The organism is Victivallis lenta (assembly GCF_009695545.1).
GTDB classification, from domain to species: domain Bacteria; phylum Verrucomicrobiota; class Lentisphaeria; order Victivallales; family Victivallaceae; genus Victivallis; species Victivallis lenta.
Genome location: NZ_VUNS01000007.1, coordinates 159,606 through 176,896, shown reverse-complemented (window position 1 = coordinate 176,896; position 17,291 = coordinate 159,606). Strand labels below are relative to the sequence as shown.

Genomic DNA, 17,291 nt, shown 5'->3' with positions numbered 1-17,291 from the left:
GATTACGGCTCCGCGCCGTTTCTCACGTACTCCGTGAACCGGTCGCCGCGCTCCTTGTAGTCCCTGAACATGTCCATGCTCGCACAGGCCGGAGAGAGCAGCACGGTGTCGCCGCTCCGGGCGTGTTCGCGGGCGGTCCCGACCGCAAGGGCGAAATCCATGCCGCAGTCCGCCGTCGGAACCGACGGCGGCAGCGCGGCCGCGATCTTCGAGCGGCATTCGCCGTACAGCACGGCGAAGCGGATGCGGTCCGCAAACGGCGCGATCGGGGAGAAATCCATCCCCTTGTCGAGCCCTCCGAGCAACAGCACGACCATTCCCGGTGTCGACCGCAGCGCGGCGACGGTCGAAGCCGGGTTCGTCGCCTTCGAGTCGTTCACAAAACGCACCCCCGCCGCCTCATGCACGGCCTCGAGCCGGTGACGCCCGGGATGAAAGGTGCGGACCGCCAGCCGGAATTCGGGCGACAACACCGCTTCGGCAGGAAGGACCCGCAGACAGAGTTCGACCGCCGCCGCGAGGTTTTCACGGTTGTGCGGGGCTGAGAGCGCCGTGTCCCCGAGATCGATCAGCACTTCGTCGCCGTCAACCATCAACGCCTCGCCGCAGAGGGTCACGCGGCGCGGCGACGGGGAATCCATCGAGAGTCCGTAAACCCGGTTTTCCGGAGCGACCCGGTCGAAAATCCGCCTTTTCACCGCTGCATATTCGCCGAAGCCGCCCGCATAGCGGTCGATATGGTCCGACTCGAGATTCAGCAGCGCCGCCGCATACGGTGCGAAAGTGTCGCAGCGTTCGAGCTGGAACGAGCTGACTTCGACGACCGGCAGCGCTTCGGCGGAGAGCTTCCCTTCGCGCAGGTCGGCCGCGAGGTCCGAGAGCGGATAACCGATATTCCCGGCCGGGCGCGCGTCGACTCCGGCAGCCGAAAGCAGGGCGGCGGTCAGTTCCGTCGTCGTGGTTTTCCCGTTGGTCCCGGTAACCGCGAGCACACGGCCGGGCCAGTGGCGGAAACCGAACTCAAGCTCGCTCAGAAATTCGCACTCTCCCCGCGCCGCGCGGCGCATCGCAGCCTGCCAGAGCGGAGAAGTGAGCGGCTTCACGCCGGGACTCGTGACGACAAGATCGGCCGGAGCGACGGCGGCGTCGGCGTCCAGCCCCGGGGAATCGGATAAAACCGCGGCGGAGAACCCAAGCGAAACGGCCAGCCGTTCGGCCGCTTTTCCGGAGAGTCCGCCGCCGAGAATCAGACAGTGCTGCATGGTGCTTCCTTCGGCGTTTCGATGACGTTTTTTTTTCGGTTAACCCCCTTAATATAACTTGATATTTCGGCGGCCGCAAGTTATATTCTTTAATTCATTATGAACGCGAAAGATAAAATACTGGAGGATGCCGCGGCGGGGCGCCTCGGCTTCGCGGAAGCCGTGGCGAAACTGGCCGCGTCGGCCGGTGCGGTCGGCGAACTCGCCGAAGCGAGAATCGACCACGCGCGCCGGGAGCGCTGCGGCTTCCCGGAATTCGTCTACGGCGCGGGAAAGAGTCTCGACCAGCTGCTTGCGATCGTCCCCGAAATCCTCGGCCGCACCGGATCGGTGCTGGTCACCCGGATTCCGGCGGAATACGGCGCGGCGCTGCTCGAAGCGTTTCCGGCAGGCGAGCACGATCCGCTCGCGCGGACGTTCCGGGTGCGCGGTCCGCATAAGACGGCGGGGCGGGTGCTGATCGTCACGGCCGGCAGCAGCGATGCGGGCGTGGCCCGCGAAGCGCTCCACACGCTTGAAGCGTGCGGCGTCGGCGGCGAGCTCCTGAACGATGTCGGCGTGGCCGGCATCGAGCGGCTTTTCGCCTCGCTCGACAAGCTGCGCGCGGCGGACGTCTGCATCGTGGTCGCCGGAATGGAGGGCGCGCTCCCGAGCGTGGTGGGCGGCCTGGTCCGCTGCCCGGTCGTCGCGGTGCCGACCAGCGTCGGCTACGGCGCGGCGTTCGGCGGGGTCGCGGCGCTGCTCGGCATGCTGAACTGCTGCGCTTCCGGCGTGACCGTCGTCAACATCGACAACGGGTTCGGAGCCGCCTGCGCCGCCGCGAGAATGATCAAACATATCAGATAAGTTTCAACATACGGTAACATCATGGAAAGCTATCCGAAATATCGCTATCCGGACCCGGTAAAAATCGAAAACCGGCAGTGGCCGGACCGGGTCATCACCCAATCCCCGAAATGGGCCTCCGTGGATTTGCGCGACGGCAACCAGGCGCTCCCGGAGCCGATGAGCCCGGCCCACAAGCTTGAATACTTCAACATGCTGGTCAAAATCGGTTTCAAGGAGATCGAAGTCGCGTTCCCGTCCGCCTCGGCCGATGACTACAACTTCGTGCGGATGCTGATCGAAGAGAACCTGATTCCGGACGACGTGACGATCTCGGTTCTGACCCAGGCGCGGAAGCACCTGATCGACAGGACCGCCGAATCGCTGCGCGGCGTGAAGAAGGCGCTGATCCACTGCTACGTCCCGACCAGCGACCTGCACGGCCGCTTCGTCTTCAACCATTCGCGGGACGAGGTCAAGGCGATGGCGATCGAGGGCACCCGCATGGTCCGCGAAGCGATTGAGCGCGAAGGACTCAAAGAGGTCTGCGGGTATGAATTTTCTCCCGAGGAGTTCACCGACAGCGATCTCGATTTCGTGCTCGACCTCTGCTGCGCGGTCAAGCGGGAATGGGGGCCGTCGACGCCGGAGAGCTTCATCCTGAACCTGCCGGCCACCGTCGAACGCCGTCCGCCGAACCAGTATGCGGATATGATCGAGCTCTTCTGCCGCAACTATCCGTATCTGTCCGAGACCGCGATCAGCATTCATGCTCACAACGACCAGGGGTGCGCCGTGGCGGCCAGCGAGCTTGCGGTCCTCGCCGGGGCGACCCGGGTGGAAGGGACGATCTTCGGACACGGCGAGCGGACCGGCAACCTCGATCTCGCGGTGCTCGCGCTGAACCTCGAGTCGCGCGGCGTTCCGACCGGGCTTTCGTTCAGCGACATGCCGGAGATCGTCCGGATCGTCGAGCGCAACTCCGGCATCGAAGTGCATCCGCGCCATCCGTACGCGGGCGACCTCGCCTTCACGGCGTTTTCGGGCTCGCACCAGGATGCGATCCGCAAGGGGTTCGAACACCGCGCGGAGATCAGCGACTTCTTCCGGCAGGGTTGGAAGATTCCGTACCTGCACCTCGATCCGGCCGACCTCGGCCGCCAGTACGAGAAGCTGATCCGCATCAACAGCCAGTCCGGCAAGGGCGGCGTCGTCTACGTGCTGGAGAAGGAGTTCGGCATCTATCCGCCGAAGAGCATGCATCCGGAAATCGGCGCGGTGGTTCAGAAGTACATCGACGAGACCGGCGGCGAGATCGATTCGAAAATCCTGCGGCAGATCCTGGACGACACGTTCGTGAACATCGAAGGGCCGTACCGGATGGAGAACTACCAGCGCGCTTCGGTCGGCGACCGTTCCGGCGCGACCTTCACCTGGTTCATCGGCGGGGAAAAGCACGAGCTGACCGGACAGGGCAACGGGCCGCTGTCGGCAGTGGTCCATTCGCTGAAGAGCTCGGGACTCATGCCGTTCTTCAAGCTCGAGGATTTTTCGGAGCGTTCGCTCGGCAAGGACGCCGATGCGCACGCCATCGCCTTTGTCGGGCTGCGCTGCGGCCCGGACGGCGAGCACCTGGTTTACGGCGCCGGGGAGCACTCGAACATCGACCGGGCGGCGATCGCCGCGCTGATCAGCGCGATGAACCGGGCCGCGGCGGCCGGCGTATTCCACGACTGACGCGAACCAGACTGACGGAATCGGAAATTCGGCGGCACGGCGCCGCTTGCGTATAAGGAGAAGGGGATTTATGAACGAAGTCAACCGGGCCCGGTGGAAACTGCTGGGCGGCATTTTTCTGGTCATCATTCTGATTCACATCGTTGCAATCAGTTGTATCGTGGCGACCCACCGCACGCCGGAAGAGGAGCCCGCCGCAACGCAGACGCAGCAGACGGCGGCCCCGGCGGCGCAGCAGCAGCCGGCAGCGCCGGCCGTGCCGGAGCGGCAGCCGGAGAACAAGAAGAAATCCGGCGGTTTCTGGTCGTGGCTGTTCGGCGGCGGGGACAAGCAGCAGCCGGAGAGCGAGCCGGAAGAGGTCCGGCCCCCTCGTGTCTACCGTTATAAAAAGCCGTCGGAGAATCCGCTCTTCGGCAAGCCGTTCAACTACGCGCTGGCGAAAACGGGGGATTTCTCCGAAAAAGAGGTGCCGGGCAGCCGGGGGGCGACCTCCGGAATCATGGTCGACCTCGGAACCCGCACCGTGCTGTGGGAGAAAAATTCGTCGAAGCAGGTGCCGATCGCATCGATGGTCAAGATGATGACGCTGCTGGTCGCGTTCGAAGCGCTGGAGGACAATCCGTCGCTTTCGCTCGAAAGCCCGGTGAAAATCTCTCCCGAAGTGCTGAAGGTGGCGCGCACCGGCATCGTCTGGCTCGATCCGCGCGAGACGCTGCCGCTGTCGGATCTCATGAAGGCGGCGGCGATCAAGAGCGCCAACGATGCGGCCGTGCAGATTGCGCTCTTCTTCGGCAACGGAGACCAGGAAGCGTTCATCACGAAGATGAACGCAAAAGCACTCGAACTCGGCATGACCGGCACCCACTTCGTCAGCCCCTGCGGACTGCCGGACCGGAAAAAGGGAAACTCGCTCAGCACCGCCCGCGATATGGTGCTCCTCGGAGAACGCCTCCTCGAATATCCGAAATACCTCGAATGGAGCACGACGAAACTCGACTATATGCGGACCGGGGAGAAACGGACCATGCTGAATGCGACGAACCGCCTGATCAATCCGCACTGGCCCGGCGTGGACGGCCTCAAGACCGGCTACACCGACGACGCCGGCTACTGCCTGACCTTCAGCGTGCTGCGGGACGGACGCCGCATCGTCGGCTGCGTGACCGGTTTCCCATCCGCCCGTTCCGGCCGCGACCCGTTCGCGCGCAAGCTGATCGACTGGGGTTACAGGCGGGCCGCCGAGCTCGAGCAGAAGAAGTAGCGACACATGAGGGCGGGAAGGAATTTCCCGCCTGAACTTTTCTACTCAAGAGAGAGGATGTGAACATGAAACTCTGTGCGATCCAGCCGGAATACCCGTATACTCCCGACCGGGCGGATGCAGCCGTCGAATATCTCGTCGATGCGCTTGGCAGGTGTGATGAAAGCTGCGATCTGATTCTGCTGCCGGAGTATTCGAATGCGCCGACGGTGTTTCCGAAAGGAGAGTGCATTCCGTACGCGAAAAACCATACGGACCGGCTGATCCGCGCGGCAGTCGACGCCGCGCGCCGCTGCCGGGCGATCGTCGCAGTCAACTATGTCGCCGAAATCGGCGGGAGTTTCCGCAACACGACCCGGGTGTTCGATTCCCGCGGCAATGTCGCGGGGGATTATTACAAGCAGCACCTGCCGGTTTCGGAAACCGCGGTGAAGATGATGGACGACGCCTACACCTTCGGCTATCTTCCGCCGGAGATCGTGGAGGCGGACGGAATCCGCCTCGGTTTCCTGACCTGTTACGACTGTTATTTCAACGAGTACATCGCGCATATCGCGGCGCGGAAGCCGGATATCGTGCTCGTCTCCTCGCACCAGCGCTCGGAGCGGGCGGACATTCTTGAAATGCAGGTGAAGAACATCGCTTTCAATACAAACGCATTCGTGCTGCGCGCCTCGGTCGCCATGGGGGAAGGCAGGGACGGCGGCTGTTCGATGGTCGCCGGACCGGACGGACGCATCCTCGCCGGCTTCGGGCAGCAGATCGGAATGCTCAGCTGCGAAATCGGGGACCCGCACAGGAAATACATGCGCTCAAACAGCTTCGGCGGAGCCATGATCCCGAACGACCGTTTCGTCGAGCAGGGACGCACGCCGTGGAGTTACCGCGCCTGCGGCAGCGCGGTCATTCCCGGAGACGACAAGCTGCCGTATCCGCGCGTCTGCGCGCACCGCGGCTTCAGCGCGATTGCGCCGGAGAACTCGCTGCCGGCATTCGGAGCGGCGATCGCACTCGGCGCGACGGAGATTGAGCTCGACGTATGGGAGACGAAGGACGGCGTTCCCGTCGTTTCACACGATCCGTCCGTCGAGCGCACGTCGAACGGGACCGGCTCGATCCGGGAGATGACGTTCGCGGAGCTCCGTAAACTTGATTTCGGCGCACGCCATGCGGAAGCGTTCGCAGGGCTGCGGATTCCGGCGCTCGATGAGGTGCTCGGGCAGTTTCCGCGCCAGGTGATCGTGAATCTGCACGTGAAGTCTTCCGGCACGGAACATTTCAGCCGCGAAACGATCCGGAAACTCGACGCCGCCGTCCGCAGATACGACTGCCTCGGGCATGTCTATGTGACCGGGCGGGCGGATGTCATGGAAGCGCTGCTCGAAGCCGCGCCGGAGCTCATCCGCTGCATGGGGGCCGGGGATGACCCGATGAATGTCGTGAAGAACGCGATCCGGTACCAATGCCGGAAACTCCAGTTCATGAAGCCGCACTTCACCCGGGAGATGATCGACGAAGCGCACGCTCACGGAATCCGGTGCAACATGTTCTGGTCCGATATTCCCGCCGAAGCCGCGGAGATGGTCGGAATGGGGATCGACACGGTGCTGACCAACAACTATCTGCAAATCGCCCGTGCCGTCCGGAATAAAGTCAATAAATCTGATGATTGAGGGATAAAAACGATGAAATCCTATTTCAGAACGGAAATCGCCGGGATGGAAGGCTATGTCCCGGGAGAACAGCCGAAGCTCGAAAACCTGTGCAAGCTCAATACGAACGAGAACGCGTTTCCGCCGTCTCCGGCGGTGAAGCGGGCGATTGCGGAGCTCGACTGGGAGCGGCTGCGCCGTTACCCGGACCCGCTGGCCGATGCGCTGCGCGACAAGATCGCCGAAGTTTTCGGCCTGAAGCGGGAAAATGTGATTGCGGGCAACGGCTCGGACGACATCCTGACCATGCTGTTCCGCTGCTTCACATCGCCGGAGCTCCCGATGGCATGTCTGTACCCGACCTATTCGCTCTACCCGGAGCTTGCGAAAATGCAGGGGGCGGCCGTCATTCCGGTGCCGCTTGCGCCCCGGACATTCGAATTGCCCGGCGACCTGCTCAAACGGGTGGAAAAGGCAAATCTGCTGATCATCACGCGCCCGAATGCGCCGACCGGGAATTCGTTCCCGCTCGAAACGATGCGCGAACTCTGCCGTAATTTCGACGGAGTCGTGCTGTTCGATGAAGCGTACGCGGATTTCGCGGACGACAACTGCATGGAGTTCGTGAAGGAGTTTCCGAACGTGATCGTGTCGCGCACGTTTTCGAAGAGCTATGCGCTGGCCGGGCTGCGGCTCGGGTTTGCGGTCGGCTCCCCGGAGCTGATCGCGGGGATGTTCAAGGTGAAGGACTCCTACAACCTCGACCGGATGACGCAGGCGCTGGGGCTTGCGGCATTCAGCGACCGCGCCTATCTGAAGGAGTGCAGCGAAAAGATCAGAACAATCCGGAAGGATTTCACAGAGCGGCTTGAAAATCTCGGTTTTCAGGTGGTTCCGTCGCAGACAAACTTCGTCTTTGCGGCGCCGCCGGACCGTGACGGAGAGCGTTGCTTCCGGGCGCTGCGGGACCGTGCGATCATCGTGCGGTACTTCAGGGGGCCGGAGACGGGGGATTACGTCCGGATCACAATCGGCACGCCGAAGGAGATGGACCGCGTCATCACCGCCCTGCGGGAAATCTATGCGAATCCGGGCGCAAACTGACGCCACTCAGCTCCCTTAGAGCTTATTCAGGGATAAGCTCTTAACATGTCGCGGGACTCGCAGGAAGAGGAAGCGCCTCCTGCGAGTCCCGCGGTGCAACGGTTAAACGGCCAGTTCCCGCCGGAGCCTTTTGACGGTCTCGTGGAAATAATCGAGGGCGGCGTTGACGGGAGCCGGGGTGGAGAGGTCGACGCCCGCGTTGCGCATGATGTCGAGAACGTCCCGAGAGCCGCCGGCCTTCAGAAAGCCGAAGTAGGCTTCGCGTTTGGCGGGGTCCCCTGAAAGGAGGTTCCGCGACAGCTTGACGGCGGCCGACATGCCGGTCGCATACTTGTAGACATAGAAGTTGTAATAGAAGTGCGGAATGCGCGACCATTCGACCGCGATGAGCCGGTCGGCGTCGACCTCCGGACCGTAGTAGAGTTTGTTCAGCTCATAATATTTTTCGTTCATGAGGTCGGCGGTCAGCGGGACGCCCTGCTCCGCGAGTTCGTGAATCAGCAGCTCGAATTCGGCAAACATCGTCTGCCGGTAGATCGTGCCGCGGATCTCGTCGGCGAGGTGGCCGAGCAGGTAGCAGCGGAAGTCGCGGTCGTCGGTTTCGGCCAGCAGATATTCGAAGAGCAGCATTTCATTGGTGGTGCTGGCGACCTCCGCCACGAAGATGCTGTAATCCGCGTAATGATAGTGCTGCGCCTGATTCGAGTAGAAGCTGTGCATGGAGTGGCCGAGCTCGTGGATCAGGGTGAAAACATCGTTCAGCGTGCCGTTGTAGTTCAGCAGCAGGTACGGAAAGGTGTCGTAGCAGCCGCTTGAATAGGCGCCGGAGCGTTTTCCCTTGCGTTCCGGGACATCGACCCAGCGCTGGGAGAAAGCGAGTTCGAGGTTCCGCGCATACTCCTTTCCGAGCGGGGCGAGCGCTTTTTTCACGATATCGACGGCTTCGGCGAAGGTGTACTCCCTGCGGCAGGAGGGCACGAGCGGGTTGTACATGTCGAACATGTCGAGTTTGTCGAGCTTCATGACCTCGCGCCGCAGCTTCATATAATCGTAAAATGCGTCGAGCTTGCCGTGGACCGCCGTAATCAGGTTCCGGTAGACCTCGGCCGGGACGTTGTCGGAAAAGAGCGCCTGTTCGAGCGCCGACGGGTAACGGCGGATTTTCGCGCCGGTAACATGGCGCTTCACGACGCCGTCGAGCGTCGAAGCGAAAGTGTTGCGGAATTTGTGGTAGGTTGAGAACATTTTCCGGAACGCGCGCTTGCGGACCTCGCGATCGGAACTTTCGAGAAAGCGCCGGTAACTGCCGTGGGTCAGGGGCCGGCTTTTGCCGTTCTCCCCCCTGATCCTGCCGAAATCGAGATCGGCGTCGTTCAGGATGCCGAAGGTCTTCGAGGGGGTGCCGAGCACGTCACCGAGGGTGCCGAGCAGCCGCTCCTCGGGTTCGCTCAGCGTGTGCGGCTTTTCGCGCAGCAGCTCCTGCAGGCTCCGCCGGTAGAGGGCGAGCTCGGGGGCGTCGAGGAAACAGTTCATGGTTTCATCCGGAATCGCCATGATTTCGGGGTCGAACCAGGCGCTGGTTTCGGCGAGCGAGGCGAACAGCGCTTCGACGCGGTCGACCCGGGCGCGATTCGTGTTGTCGGCGGTGTTTTCGTCAGAGCGCAGGTGGGCGTAGACGTACACCTTTTCGCCGAGACGCTCGAAGTCGTCGAGCGCCTCGATCGCCTTGCGGAGCGTCGCGGCGCTTTCCGACAGCCTGCCGCGAAAGGCGAGAAACGCCTCCGCCAGCGGCCTGATGCGGCTGAAATCGGCCTCCCACGCATCGGCGTCCGGATAGATTGCTTCGAGATTCCAGGTTTGTTCTGCGGAAATGATCATGATAACTCCTCTGTCTCCTGTGAATTTCTTATAAAGTAACACCGGGGACGGGATACGTCAAGAAAAAAGAAGCGCCGCAATGACTGATTCACTGCGGCGCGATTCTTATCCGGCAAAGCTCAGCGGTGACGCTGCTTCGCCTCCCGGCGCTTGACTTCGCTCGGCTTCTCGTAATGACGCCGATTGCGAAGTTCCTTGAGGGTGCCTTCCTTGTCGAGCTTTTTCTTCAGCCGGCGCAGAGCGCGGTCGATGATTTCACCTTTTTTGACGCGAACTTCGGTATCCATGCAGATTCACCCCCTTTACCGGATTTTAGATTGATCACATAATCAATCAATATATCACGGAAGCGGCAAAATTGCAACCCGGTCGAACGAAATTAATGGCTTTTCGGCAGACGCTCCTTCAGGGGAGCAAGGAGCGATTCCGGCACACGGAGCCCGCCGGCGCCGACGCCGATGCGCAGGTTCGGGGAGTTGAGCCCGTGGTAATCGCTGCCGCCGGAGAGGGCGAGCCGGTACGCGGCGGCCAGCTCGGTGACGAGCTCCGTCTCGTGCGGGCCGAATAAACTGTAATACCCTTCGACCGCATCGAGTCCGAGCGGCGCAAAGCGTTTCATGACCCGCCGGGCCCAGGCGCGTTCGTTGCGTTCGCGGTAGACCGGGTGCGCCCAGACGGTGACGCCCCCGGCGGCGTGGATCGCCTCGAACGCGCGCACCGGGTCCGGCAGCGTCCGCTGCACGTAGGCCGGGCAGCCGCGCTTCAGGAGCTTGTCGAACACCGACTGCATGGTCGGAAAGCCGTAATTCTCCATCAGCGCCCGCGCGAAATGCGGGCGCCCGACCGAAGCGGTGTCGCCCGCCGCCGCAAGCGCCGGATGGTCCCAGGTCAGCGGATAGCCGAGCGAATTGAGCTTGATCCGGATCGCCTCGTTGCGGATCTCGCGGTTGCGGCGCATCTCCCCGAGGAATTCGCCGAGCTGCGGATTCGCATGGTCGACGAACAGCCCGACGATATGGAGCTCACGGCTGCTGAAGGCGGTCGAAATCTCGACTCCGGCGATCGCTTCGAGCTGCGGAAACGCCCGGGCCGCTTCGAGAAATTCCGGGACGCCGCCGACCGTGTCGTGATCGGTCAGCGCAACGGCGGCGAGACCGGATTCCGCGGCGAGCGCGGCGAGCGCGGCGGGAGTGTCGCTCCCGTCCGACGAACGGCTGTGTACATGTAAATCGATATAACGCATGCGGGAAAACATACCACTCCGGAGCGTTTTTTTCAATCCGAACCGCGCCGGAGCCGGGTATTTTCGCCCATTTTCTCAATATTGCGTAAATTTTTATGCGATGCGTTTGTATTGCGGCGGGGGAATAGTATAATAATAACGGGAAAACGGACCTGCGCCGAGATTTCCCCCCGGTTTATTCAACTTTATTCGAAGGAATCTGGATCATGGATCAGGAACAGTTGACCCCTCAGCAGCTGGAAGAAGCCCACAACAAAAAAATCGTCGCCGGAATTCTGGGCATTCTGCTCGGAGGCCTCGGCATTCACAAATTTTATCTCGGATATACCACGGCCGGCATCATCATGCTGGTGGTGTCGATCGTCTCCTGCGGTTTCGTCGCCCCGATCATCAGCATCATCGGCCTGATCGAAGGAATCCTCTACCTGACCAAGAGCGACGAGGAGTTCTACCGCACCTACATCGCCGGCCAGCGCCCCTGGTTCTGAACCGGCGGATGCATCCGGAGCGGAAACGGCCGTCGCAGGACGGCCGTTTTTCTGTTTACGGTGCCGTTCCGGCTTGAAACCGGCCCGGGATACGGTTATCTTATGCAATCGGCAAATCAACGGGAGCGGCAGCGTGGGAAAACTTTATGTTATTACAGGCGACGATGAATTCGCGGTCAAGGAGCGTTCGCGGGCGCTCGCAATCGAACTCGGCGGAGAAGCGCTCGAGGAGAATCCGGCCGTCGAAATCATCCCCGGCGACAGCGACTCGCTCAAGCCGGACGAAATCGCGCGCCGCTTCCTCGAAGCGATGCGCACTCCGCCGTTCCTCTGCGCCTCGAAACTGGTCTGGCTGCGTCACTTCCTGAACTTCGACGTCTTCAATGCGAAGGACCCGGTTCCGGTCTATACCGAGGTCCAGTCGCTGCTGACCGCGCCGCTGTCGGAGGAGCTGACCGTGCTGGCCGACGGATTCAACCTCGACATGCGCAAGCAGTTCGGCAAGGCGCTGAAGAGCGCGAAAATCGAGATTGAGGTCCTGAACCTGCCGAAAACCAACGACCGCCGCTATGCGGAGGACCGCCGCATGAGCATCCGCGCCGTCTGCCAGGAGCTCGGAAAAGGGATCGAGGGCAATGCGGCCGCGTATCTGGCCGAGACGCTCTCGGGCGACTCCGGGCTGCTGCGCAACGAGCTCGAAAAGCTGGCCTGCTATGTCGGGGAAGCGCCCTGCATCACGCTGGCCGACTGCCAGGCGGTCTGCAGCCGGACGCCAGAGACGGTCAGCTGGGAGTTCACCGGCGCGATCACGGCGCGCAACATCCCTGCCGCGATGCGGCTGCTCGATGTGCTGCTGTCGCAGGGAGAGCCGGAGATGCGGCTCATGGCCGCACTGTCGGGCGAGTTCCAGAAACAGATTCAGACCAAGCTTGCGATGCAGCAGCTGAACCTCACGCGGGTCAACGCGCGCACCTTCGATTCGCTGCCGCAGGAGCTGCGCGACAGGTATCCGGACAATTCGCTGCTGAAGCTGCACCCGTTCCGCGCCTTCAAAATCTGCGAAGGCGCCGCGAACTTCACCGATGCCGAACTGGTCCGCAACCTCGAGCTGGTCCGCAACGCGAACCGCAGCCTGGTTTCCGGCGGCGGCGACCGCCGGATCGTGCTCGAGCAGCTGATTCTGAAACTCACTGCCCGGAGTCAGTGACGATTTCGAGAATCGCTTCGGCCACGGCGCGTTTCGTATCGGGACCGATGCCGTAGCGGCGGCCGTCGCGCCCGAGCAGCGTCACACAGTTCTCATCGCTGCCGAAGCCGATGTCGGAACGGCCGACATCGTTGGCGCAGATCCAGTCGAGATTTTTCTTTTCAAGTTTTTCGGCGGCATTGGCCAGCAGGTCGTCGGTTTCGGCGGCGAAGCCGACGAGGAGCTGGCCGTCCGGCTTCATCCGGCCGAGCGATTTCAGGATGTCTTCGGTGCGTTCCAGCTCAAGCACGAGATCGCCCTCCCGCTTCTTCATTTTCCCGGCGACGACCAGCTTCGGACGGTAATCCGCGACGGCCGCGCACATGATGACGAGCGCCATCTGCGGCGCGCGCTCCTTCACCGCCTCGGCCATTTCGGCCGCCGACTCGACCGGCACCAGCGTGATCCCGCGCGGAACGGCGAGCGCAACCGGCCCTGAAACCAGCGTGACCTCGTGCCCCGCATCGCGGGCGGCCTCAGCCAGCGCATAGCCCATTTTTCCGGTCGAACGGTTCGTCAGAAACCGGACCGCGTCGATCTTCTCGCGCGTCGGCCCGGCGGTAACCAATACTTTCATCAGGATCGCTCCTTCTCTTTAGCTTCGTCATAAGGTAGCATTCGAATTGCCTGAAATCAATCGAAAAGTCGTCGGGCGCCATTGACAAAGCGCGGCTTCTCCATTACATTAAGTAGAGTAATCATCAACCCTTTAAGCTGAAAAGACCATGAAATACGAAGCAGTTATCGGCATTGAAATACACGTCCAGGTCCGTACCGAAAGCAAAATGTTCTGTTCCTGTGCGAACCGGTACGGAGCGGAGCCGAACACGCTGACCTGTCCGGTCTGCCTCGGGTATCCCGGCACGCTGCCGGTTCCGAACCGCGAGGCGATCCTGAAGGCGGTGCGGGCCGGACTCCTGACCGGGTGCGAGATCGCAAAGTTCAGCAAGTTCGACCGCAAGAGCTACTTCTACCCGGACCTCGTCAAGAACTACCAGATCAGCCAGTTCGACCTGCCGTTCTGCAAGGGCGGCAAACTCCGGATCGGAGGAACCGGCTTCTCCGGCGAGCCGCTGCCGGAAAAGGTCATCGGCATCACCCGCATCCATCTTGAGGAGGACCCGGCCAAACTGAACCATATGGGCAGCGCGTCCGGCGCTGATTACAACCGTTCCGGCGTGCCGCTGCTCGAGGTTGTCAGCGAGCCCGACATGCGCAGCGCCGACGAAGCGTACGCCTATCTCGCCGGAATCAAGGAGATCATGCAGTACGGCGGAATCAGCGACTGCGATATGGAAAAGGGACAGATGCGCTGCGACGTGAATATTTCGCTGCGTCCCGCCGGGCAGAAGGAGTTCGGCACGAAAATCGAGCTCAAGAACATGAACAGCTTCCGCGCCGCGCACCGCGCCATCGAATATGAGATCTGGCGGCAGGCCGAACTGCTCGACCGCGGCGAGACGCTGCGGCAGGAGACGCGCGGCTGGAACGACGACTCCGGCGAAAGCTATCTCATGCGTACAAAGGAGCAGGCGCACGACTACCGCTATTTTCCGGACCCGGACCTGATGCCTGTCACCTTCACCGACGCCGAAATCGAGGCGATCCGGGCGGAGTTGCCCGAGCTGCCCGCCGCGATGCGCGAACGGTTCCTCCGCGACTACGGCCTCACGGAATACGACGCCGGAATCATGACGCAGGACCGTGCGCTCGCCGCCTGGTTCGACCGCGCGGCGAAGGCGTCGAAGTCGCCCAAGCTCGTTGCGAACTGGATCGGCAGCGAGTTGCTGCGCATGCTCGGCGAGGCGAAGTGCCCGATCGACGAATGCCGCGTCACGCCGGAGAACCTGGCGGAGCTTGTCGATCTCATCGAGCAGAAAACCATCAACGGCAAGATCGCGAAAGAGGTGTTTCCGGAGATGTTCGAAACCGGCAGGAAGGCCTCCGAAATCGTGAAGGAGAAGGGGCTTGTGCAGGTCAGCGACTCCGGCGCGATCGCCGAGGTCGTCGCGCAGGCCGTCGCCGCGAATCCGGCGCAGGTCGAGCAGTACAGGAGCGGCAATGCGAAGGTGCTGCAGTTCCTGGTCGGGCAGGTGATGAAGCTCTCGAAGGGCAAGGCGAACCCGCAGCTCGTCGTCGCCGAGCTCAAGAAACAGCTGGATTGACCGGTATGATTTCGACCCAGATGATCGTGCTCGCCAAGCAGCCGTACAAGGAAGCGGCGCTGCTGCTTTCCGGACTCAGCCCCGATTACGGGCGGTTGAATCTGGTCGCCAACGGCGCGCAGAAGCTGTCGGAGAAGAAGTTCCCGGCGGCGGACCTGTTCCGCGAGCTTGAGGTCGAATTCAACGAGGAGGGCGCGAGCGATCTCTTCACCGCGAAGCAGCTCGAACTCGCCGCCGCATTCGATGCGCTGGCGGACAATCCGAAGCACTTCCAGCTCGCGGGCCGGATCGGCAGCTTTCTGTTGAAGAATGCGGTTCCGGCGGTGCCGCAGCCGCTGACCTACGATGCGCTGCGCTGCATTCTCGACCAGCTCTCCCGCCCGGCCGATGCGCCGGAGCGGTGGACCATGGAACAGTGTGCGGTCGTCATCCGTGCGACCTACCTTTATGAGAACGGCATGCTGCCGGAAGTGCAGAGCGAGAGGGAGAGCGATTTCCTCGAAAATCTCGTGGCCGCCGGCGTCGAATGTTCGGCGCTGCCCGAATGCCGGCCCGACTACTGGAAGACGCTGAACCGCTGGCTCGGCGACCTCTGCGACTACCATCATCTGCAGAAATAGAACTGCATCTCCGTGCTCCGCAGCGCAAGCGCCTTTTCCCAGTCGGCCGGCGTGAGATCGCCGGCCGGCACGGCGAAAATCCGGGCGATCAGTTTGGTTCCGGAAGCGTCCGCGACCGGCGCGAGGATCGGCTGATTCAGCATGATCCGGCGCGGCCACAAAGCGCGCAGCGCACTCCCGTTGATCCTCAGCCGCGATTCGCTCTGCGGCGGCAGGATGGCGACGACGACGCTGCCGGCTTCGGGAGCCTTCCGCAGCGGTGTCAGCGGATAGAGCCGCCCCGTGCAGCGTTCGAGCTTTACCGTTTCGGCGGGCTCCCCGAGGGGAAGCAGAACCTCCTGCCCCTCTTCGGTGAGTCCCGACAACCCGTTCCGCTCCCCCAGTTGAAGCAGGCAGCGCGGATTGCGCCCGCGATAGCGGATCCGTTCGATCTGATCGTGCGTGATGGCCGGGCGGTTGTTCCACTCGGCGGCGACCGCTTCATTGCCGCGGTAGACCGGCAGAATATTCGGCGGCAGCTCCTTCGCCTGGGCGAACACCTCGGCGAGATCCGGCTCGCGCATCGCTTCATAGCTCTGATGCGCATTCAGGCAGAGCAGGAGCCCGGCGCCGAGAACGACCGCGGCTTTTCCGGCCCGGCGGCGGAACCGGCGGCAGAGAAGTGCGATGCCGAATGCCGCGAGCAGCGAAAGCGGGTAGACGAGCGGCAGATAGACGCGGACTCCGCCGCCGCGCGTCAGCAGCGCCGCCAGCAGTGGAAACAGGATGATGCTTCCGAGCAGCGGCAGGAGCGCGAGCCGCCGCCGGTTGAAACAGCCCGGCAGGAGCGGAATCAGCATCCAGCCGGCCAGTCCCCAGAGCACCGAAGCGGCGAAGGCGAAAAAATCGCCCGGCGCCGCAAACGTTTCCCCGAACACCTGGCCGGCGCGGAACGCGGCGCAGTTCAGCGGATACCAGACTGCGCAGAAGAGGGCCGGCAGGAGTGCGGCGGTCCACGCCGCCCGGTTGCGCCGCTCCTTCCAGACCAGAAAGGCGAGCGGCGGAATCAGAAACAGCACCGAGGTCGGCAGTGTCAGGACCGCGCCGACGGCCGCCGCCGCGCTGCCGAACACAGCGGGCCACGGGCTCTTCCGGCCGTGCGCATCGGTCAGGGAGAGGAGCCCCCAGGCGAATGCGAGCAGCAGCGCGAACTGGATTTCGTAGCCGCGCGCCGACTGCGCGTAAAGCAGCGTCGGGATGTTGAGCGCGAGCATGGCCAGCACAAGCAGCGACACGCCCCGGCTGCGGGTCAGCCGCAGCGTGACCGGAATCGAGAGCAGCAGCACGGCGATTCCGGCCAGGAATGCCGGGAGCCGCAGCGTGATCACTCCGGCGCCGAACACGCTGATCGAGAGTTTGGCCAGCAGCGAATGCAGCAGGTGGTTATTCGGCACGGCGAGATCCGTGAAGATGACGGAGAGCGGTGCCGAAACATAATGCTCAAGCGTCCAGACCTCGTCGTATTCGAGCGCGCGGCCGAGCCCCGGAACCCGGAGCGTGGCGCCGAATATGACCAGCAAAGCCGCCAGCAGTTGAAAATTCCGCCGATTTTGAAACAGATAAGTCATGGCAGAGAATATAGCGCAAAACCGGCGAAAAAGAAAGCGGAAGAGCATTCCGCTCCTCCACTTTTTTCGGGAAATTATGCTGTGTGCAAGTTTATGCAGGAACAGACTGCCTGCCGTCCACGGGTCCAGGGCCGTCCGGTCCTGACGGATTCCCAAAGTGCGGAACCTCAGGCCGCGGGGACCCCGCCCGCTCTGAAGGCGAA

At 62.6% G+C, this 17,291-nt stretch carries 15 protein-coding genes; 9 read left to right on the top strand and 6 right to left on the bottom strand.

From position 1 onward, the window contains the following. Positions 1-2 precede the first annotated feature (2 nt). The gene (gene murD / locus FYJ85_RS08865) at positions 3-1,262 is read right to left on the bottom strand and encodes a UDP-N-acetylmuramoyl-L-alanine--D-glutamate ligase (RefSeq protein WP_106054258.1); all 1,260 of its coding nucleotides are present in this window, start codon (positions 1,260-1,262) and stop codon (positions 3-5) included. 99 nt (positions 1,263-1,361) lie between these two features. On the opposite strand from murD, the gene larB reads away from it, so the two are divergent. The 5 genes from larB (at position 1,362) to hisC (ending at position 7,841) form a co-directional block, all read left to right on the top strand. Continuing rightward, entirely contained in the window at positions 1,362-2,108 is a 747-nt protein-coding gene (larB, locus tag FYJ85_RS08860; protein ID WP_106054257.1) for a nickel pincer cofactor biosynthesis protein LarB, read from the top strand. A 21-nt stretch (positions 2,109-2,129) separates the two neighbouring features. After that, a complete protein-coding gene (locus tag FYJ85_RS08855; RefSeq protein WP_106054256.1) occupies positions 2,130-3,824 on the top strand; it encodes a 2-isopropylmalate synthase in 1,695 nt (564 codons plus the stop codon). 70 nt (positions 3,825-3,894) lie between these two features. After that, positions 3,895-5,085: a D-alanyl-D-alanine carboxypeptidase family protein gene (locus FYJ85_RS08850; protein WP_106054255.1), complete on the top strand. Its 1,191-nt coding sequence runs from the start codon at positions 3,895-3,897 to the stop codon at positions 5,083-5,085. Between the two features lie 65 nt (positions 5,086-5,150). Continuing rightward, positions 5,151-6,758: a glycerophosphodiester phosphodiesterase family protein gene (locus FYJ85_RS08845; RefSeq protein WP_106054254.1), complete on the top strand. Its 1,608-nt coding sequence runs from the start codon at positions 5,151-5,153 to the stop codon at positions 6,756-6,758. A 12-nt stretch (positions 6,759-6,770) separates the two neighbouring features. Next, positions 6,771-7,841, top strand: a complete 1,071-nt coding sequence (gene hisC, locus FYJ85_RS08840; RefSeq protein WP_154417956.1) for a histidinol-phosphate transaminase — start codon at positions 6,771-6,773, stop codon at positions 7,839-7,841. A gap of 102 nt (positions 7,842-7,943) precedes the next feature. Here hisC and pepF read toward each other — a convergent pair whose 3' ends face one another. The 3 genes from pepF to FYJ85_RS08825 all read right to left on the bottom strand — a co-directional run bounded on the left by pepF (position 7,944) and on the right by FYJ85_RS08825 (position 10,974). Beyond that, complete coding sequence (pepF, locus tag FYJ85_RS08835; protein WP_154417954.1) at positions 7,944-9,719, bottom strand: oligoendopeptidase F; 1,776 nt, start codon at positions 9,717-9,719, stop codon at positions 7,944-7,946. Between the two features lie 119 nt (positions 9,720-9,838). Then, complete coding sequence (gene rpsU / locus FYJ85_RS08830) at positions 9,839-10,006, bottom strand: 30S ribosomal protein S21 (protein ID WP_106054251.1); 168 nt, start codon at positions 10,004-10,006, stop codon at positions 9,839-9,841. 92 nt (positions 10,007-10,098) lie between these two features. Continuing rightward, the gene (locus tag FYJ85_RS08825; protein ID WP_106054250.1) at positions 10,099-10,974 is read right to left on the bottom strand and encodes a PHP domain-containing protein; all 876 of its coding nucleotides are present in this window, start codon (positions 10,972-10,974) and stop codon (positions 10,099-10,101) included. A gap of 194 nt (positions 10,975-11,168) precedes the next feature. On the opposite strand from FYJ85_RS08825, the gene FYJ85_RS08820 reads away from it, so the two are divergent. Both FYJ85_RS08820 and holA read left to right on the top strand, forming a co-directional pair. Continuing rightward, the gene (locus FYJ85_RS08820; protein ID WP_154417952.1) at positions 11,169-11,450 is read left to right on the top strand and encodes a TM2 domain-containing protein; all 282 of its coding nucleotides are present in this window, start codon (positions 11,169-11,171) and stop codon (positions 11,448-11,450) included. A 133-nt stretch (positions 11,451-11,583) separates the two neighbouring features. After that, positions 11,584-12,657, top strand: coding sequence for a DNA polymerase III subunit delta (gene holA / locus FYJ85_RS08815; protein ID WP_206213059.1), 1,074 nt, complete (start codon positions 11,584-11,586; stop codon positions 12,655-12,657). On the opposite strand, the gene FYJ85_RS08810 is transcribed toward holA, so the two are convergent. Continuing rightward, positions 12,638-13,273: a phosphopantothenoylcysteine decarboxylase domain-containing protein gene (locus FYJ85_RS08810; protein ID WP_154417948.1), complete on the bottom strand. Its 636-nt coding sequence runs from the start codon at positions 13,271-13,273 to the stop codon at positions 12,638-12,640. The genes holA and FYJ85_RS08810 overlap by 20 nt on opposite strands. Positions 13,274-13,421: 148 nt before the next feature. Between FYJ85_RS08810 and gatB the strand changes: the two genes are divergently transcribed. Continuing rightward, positions 13,422-14,861: an Asp-tRNA(Asn)/Glu-tRNA(Gln) amidotransferase subunit GatB gene (gene gatB / locus FYJ85_RS08805; RefSeq protein ID WP_106054246.1), complete on the top strand. Its 1,440-nt coding sequence runs from the start codon at positions 13,422-13,424 to the stop codon at positions 14,859-14,861. A gap of 5 nt (positions 14,862-14,866) precedes the next feature. Continuing rightward, the gene (locus FYJ85_RS08800) at positions 14,867-15,481 is read left to right on the top strand and encodes a recombination protein O N-terminal domain-containing protein (RefSeq protein ID WP_154417946.1); all 615 of its coding nucleotides are present in this window, start codon (positions 14,867-14,869) and stop codon (positions 15,479-15,481) included. Here FYJ85_RS08800 and FYJ85_RS08795 read toward each other — a convergent pair. Continuing rightward, entirely contained in the window at positions 15,466-17,088 is a 1,623-nt protein-coding gene (locus tag FYJ85_RS08795) for a hypothetical protein (RefSeq protein ID WP_154417944.1), read from the bottom strand. The two genes, FYJ85_RS08800 and FYJ85_RS08795, sit on opposite strands and share 16 nt — an antisense overlap. Positions 17,089-17,291: the final 203 nt, after the last annotated feature.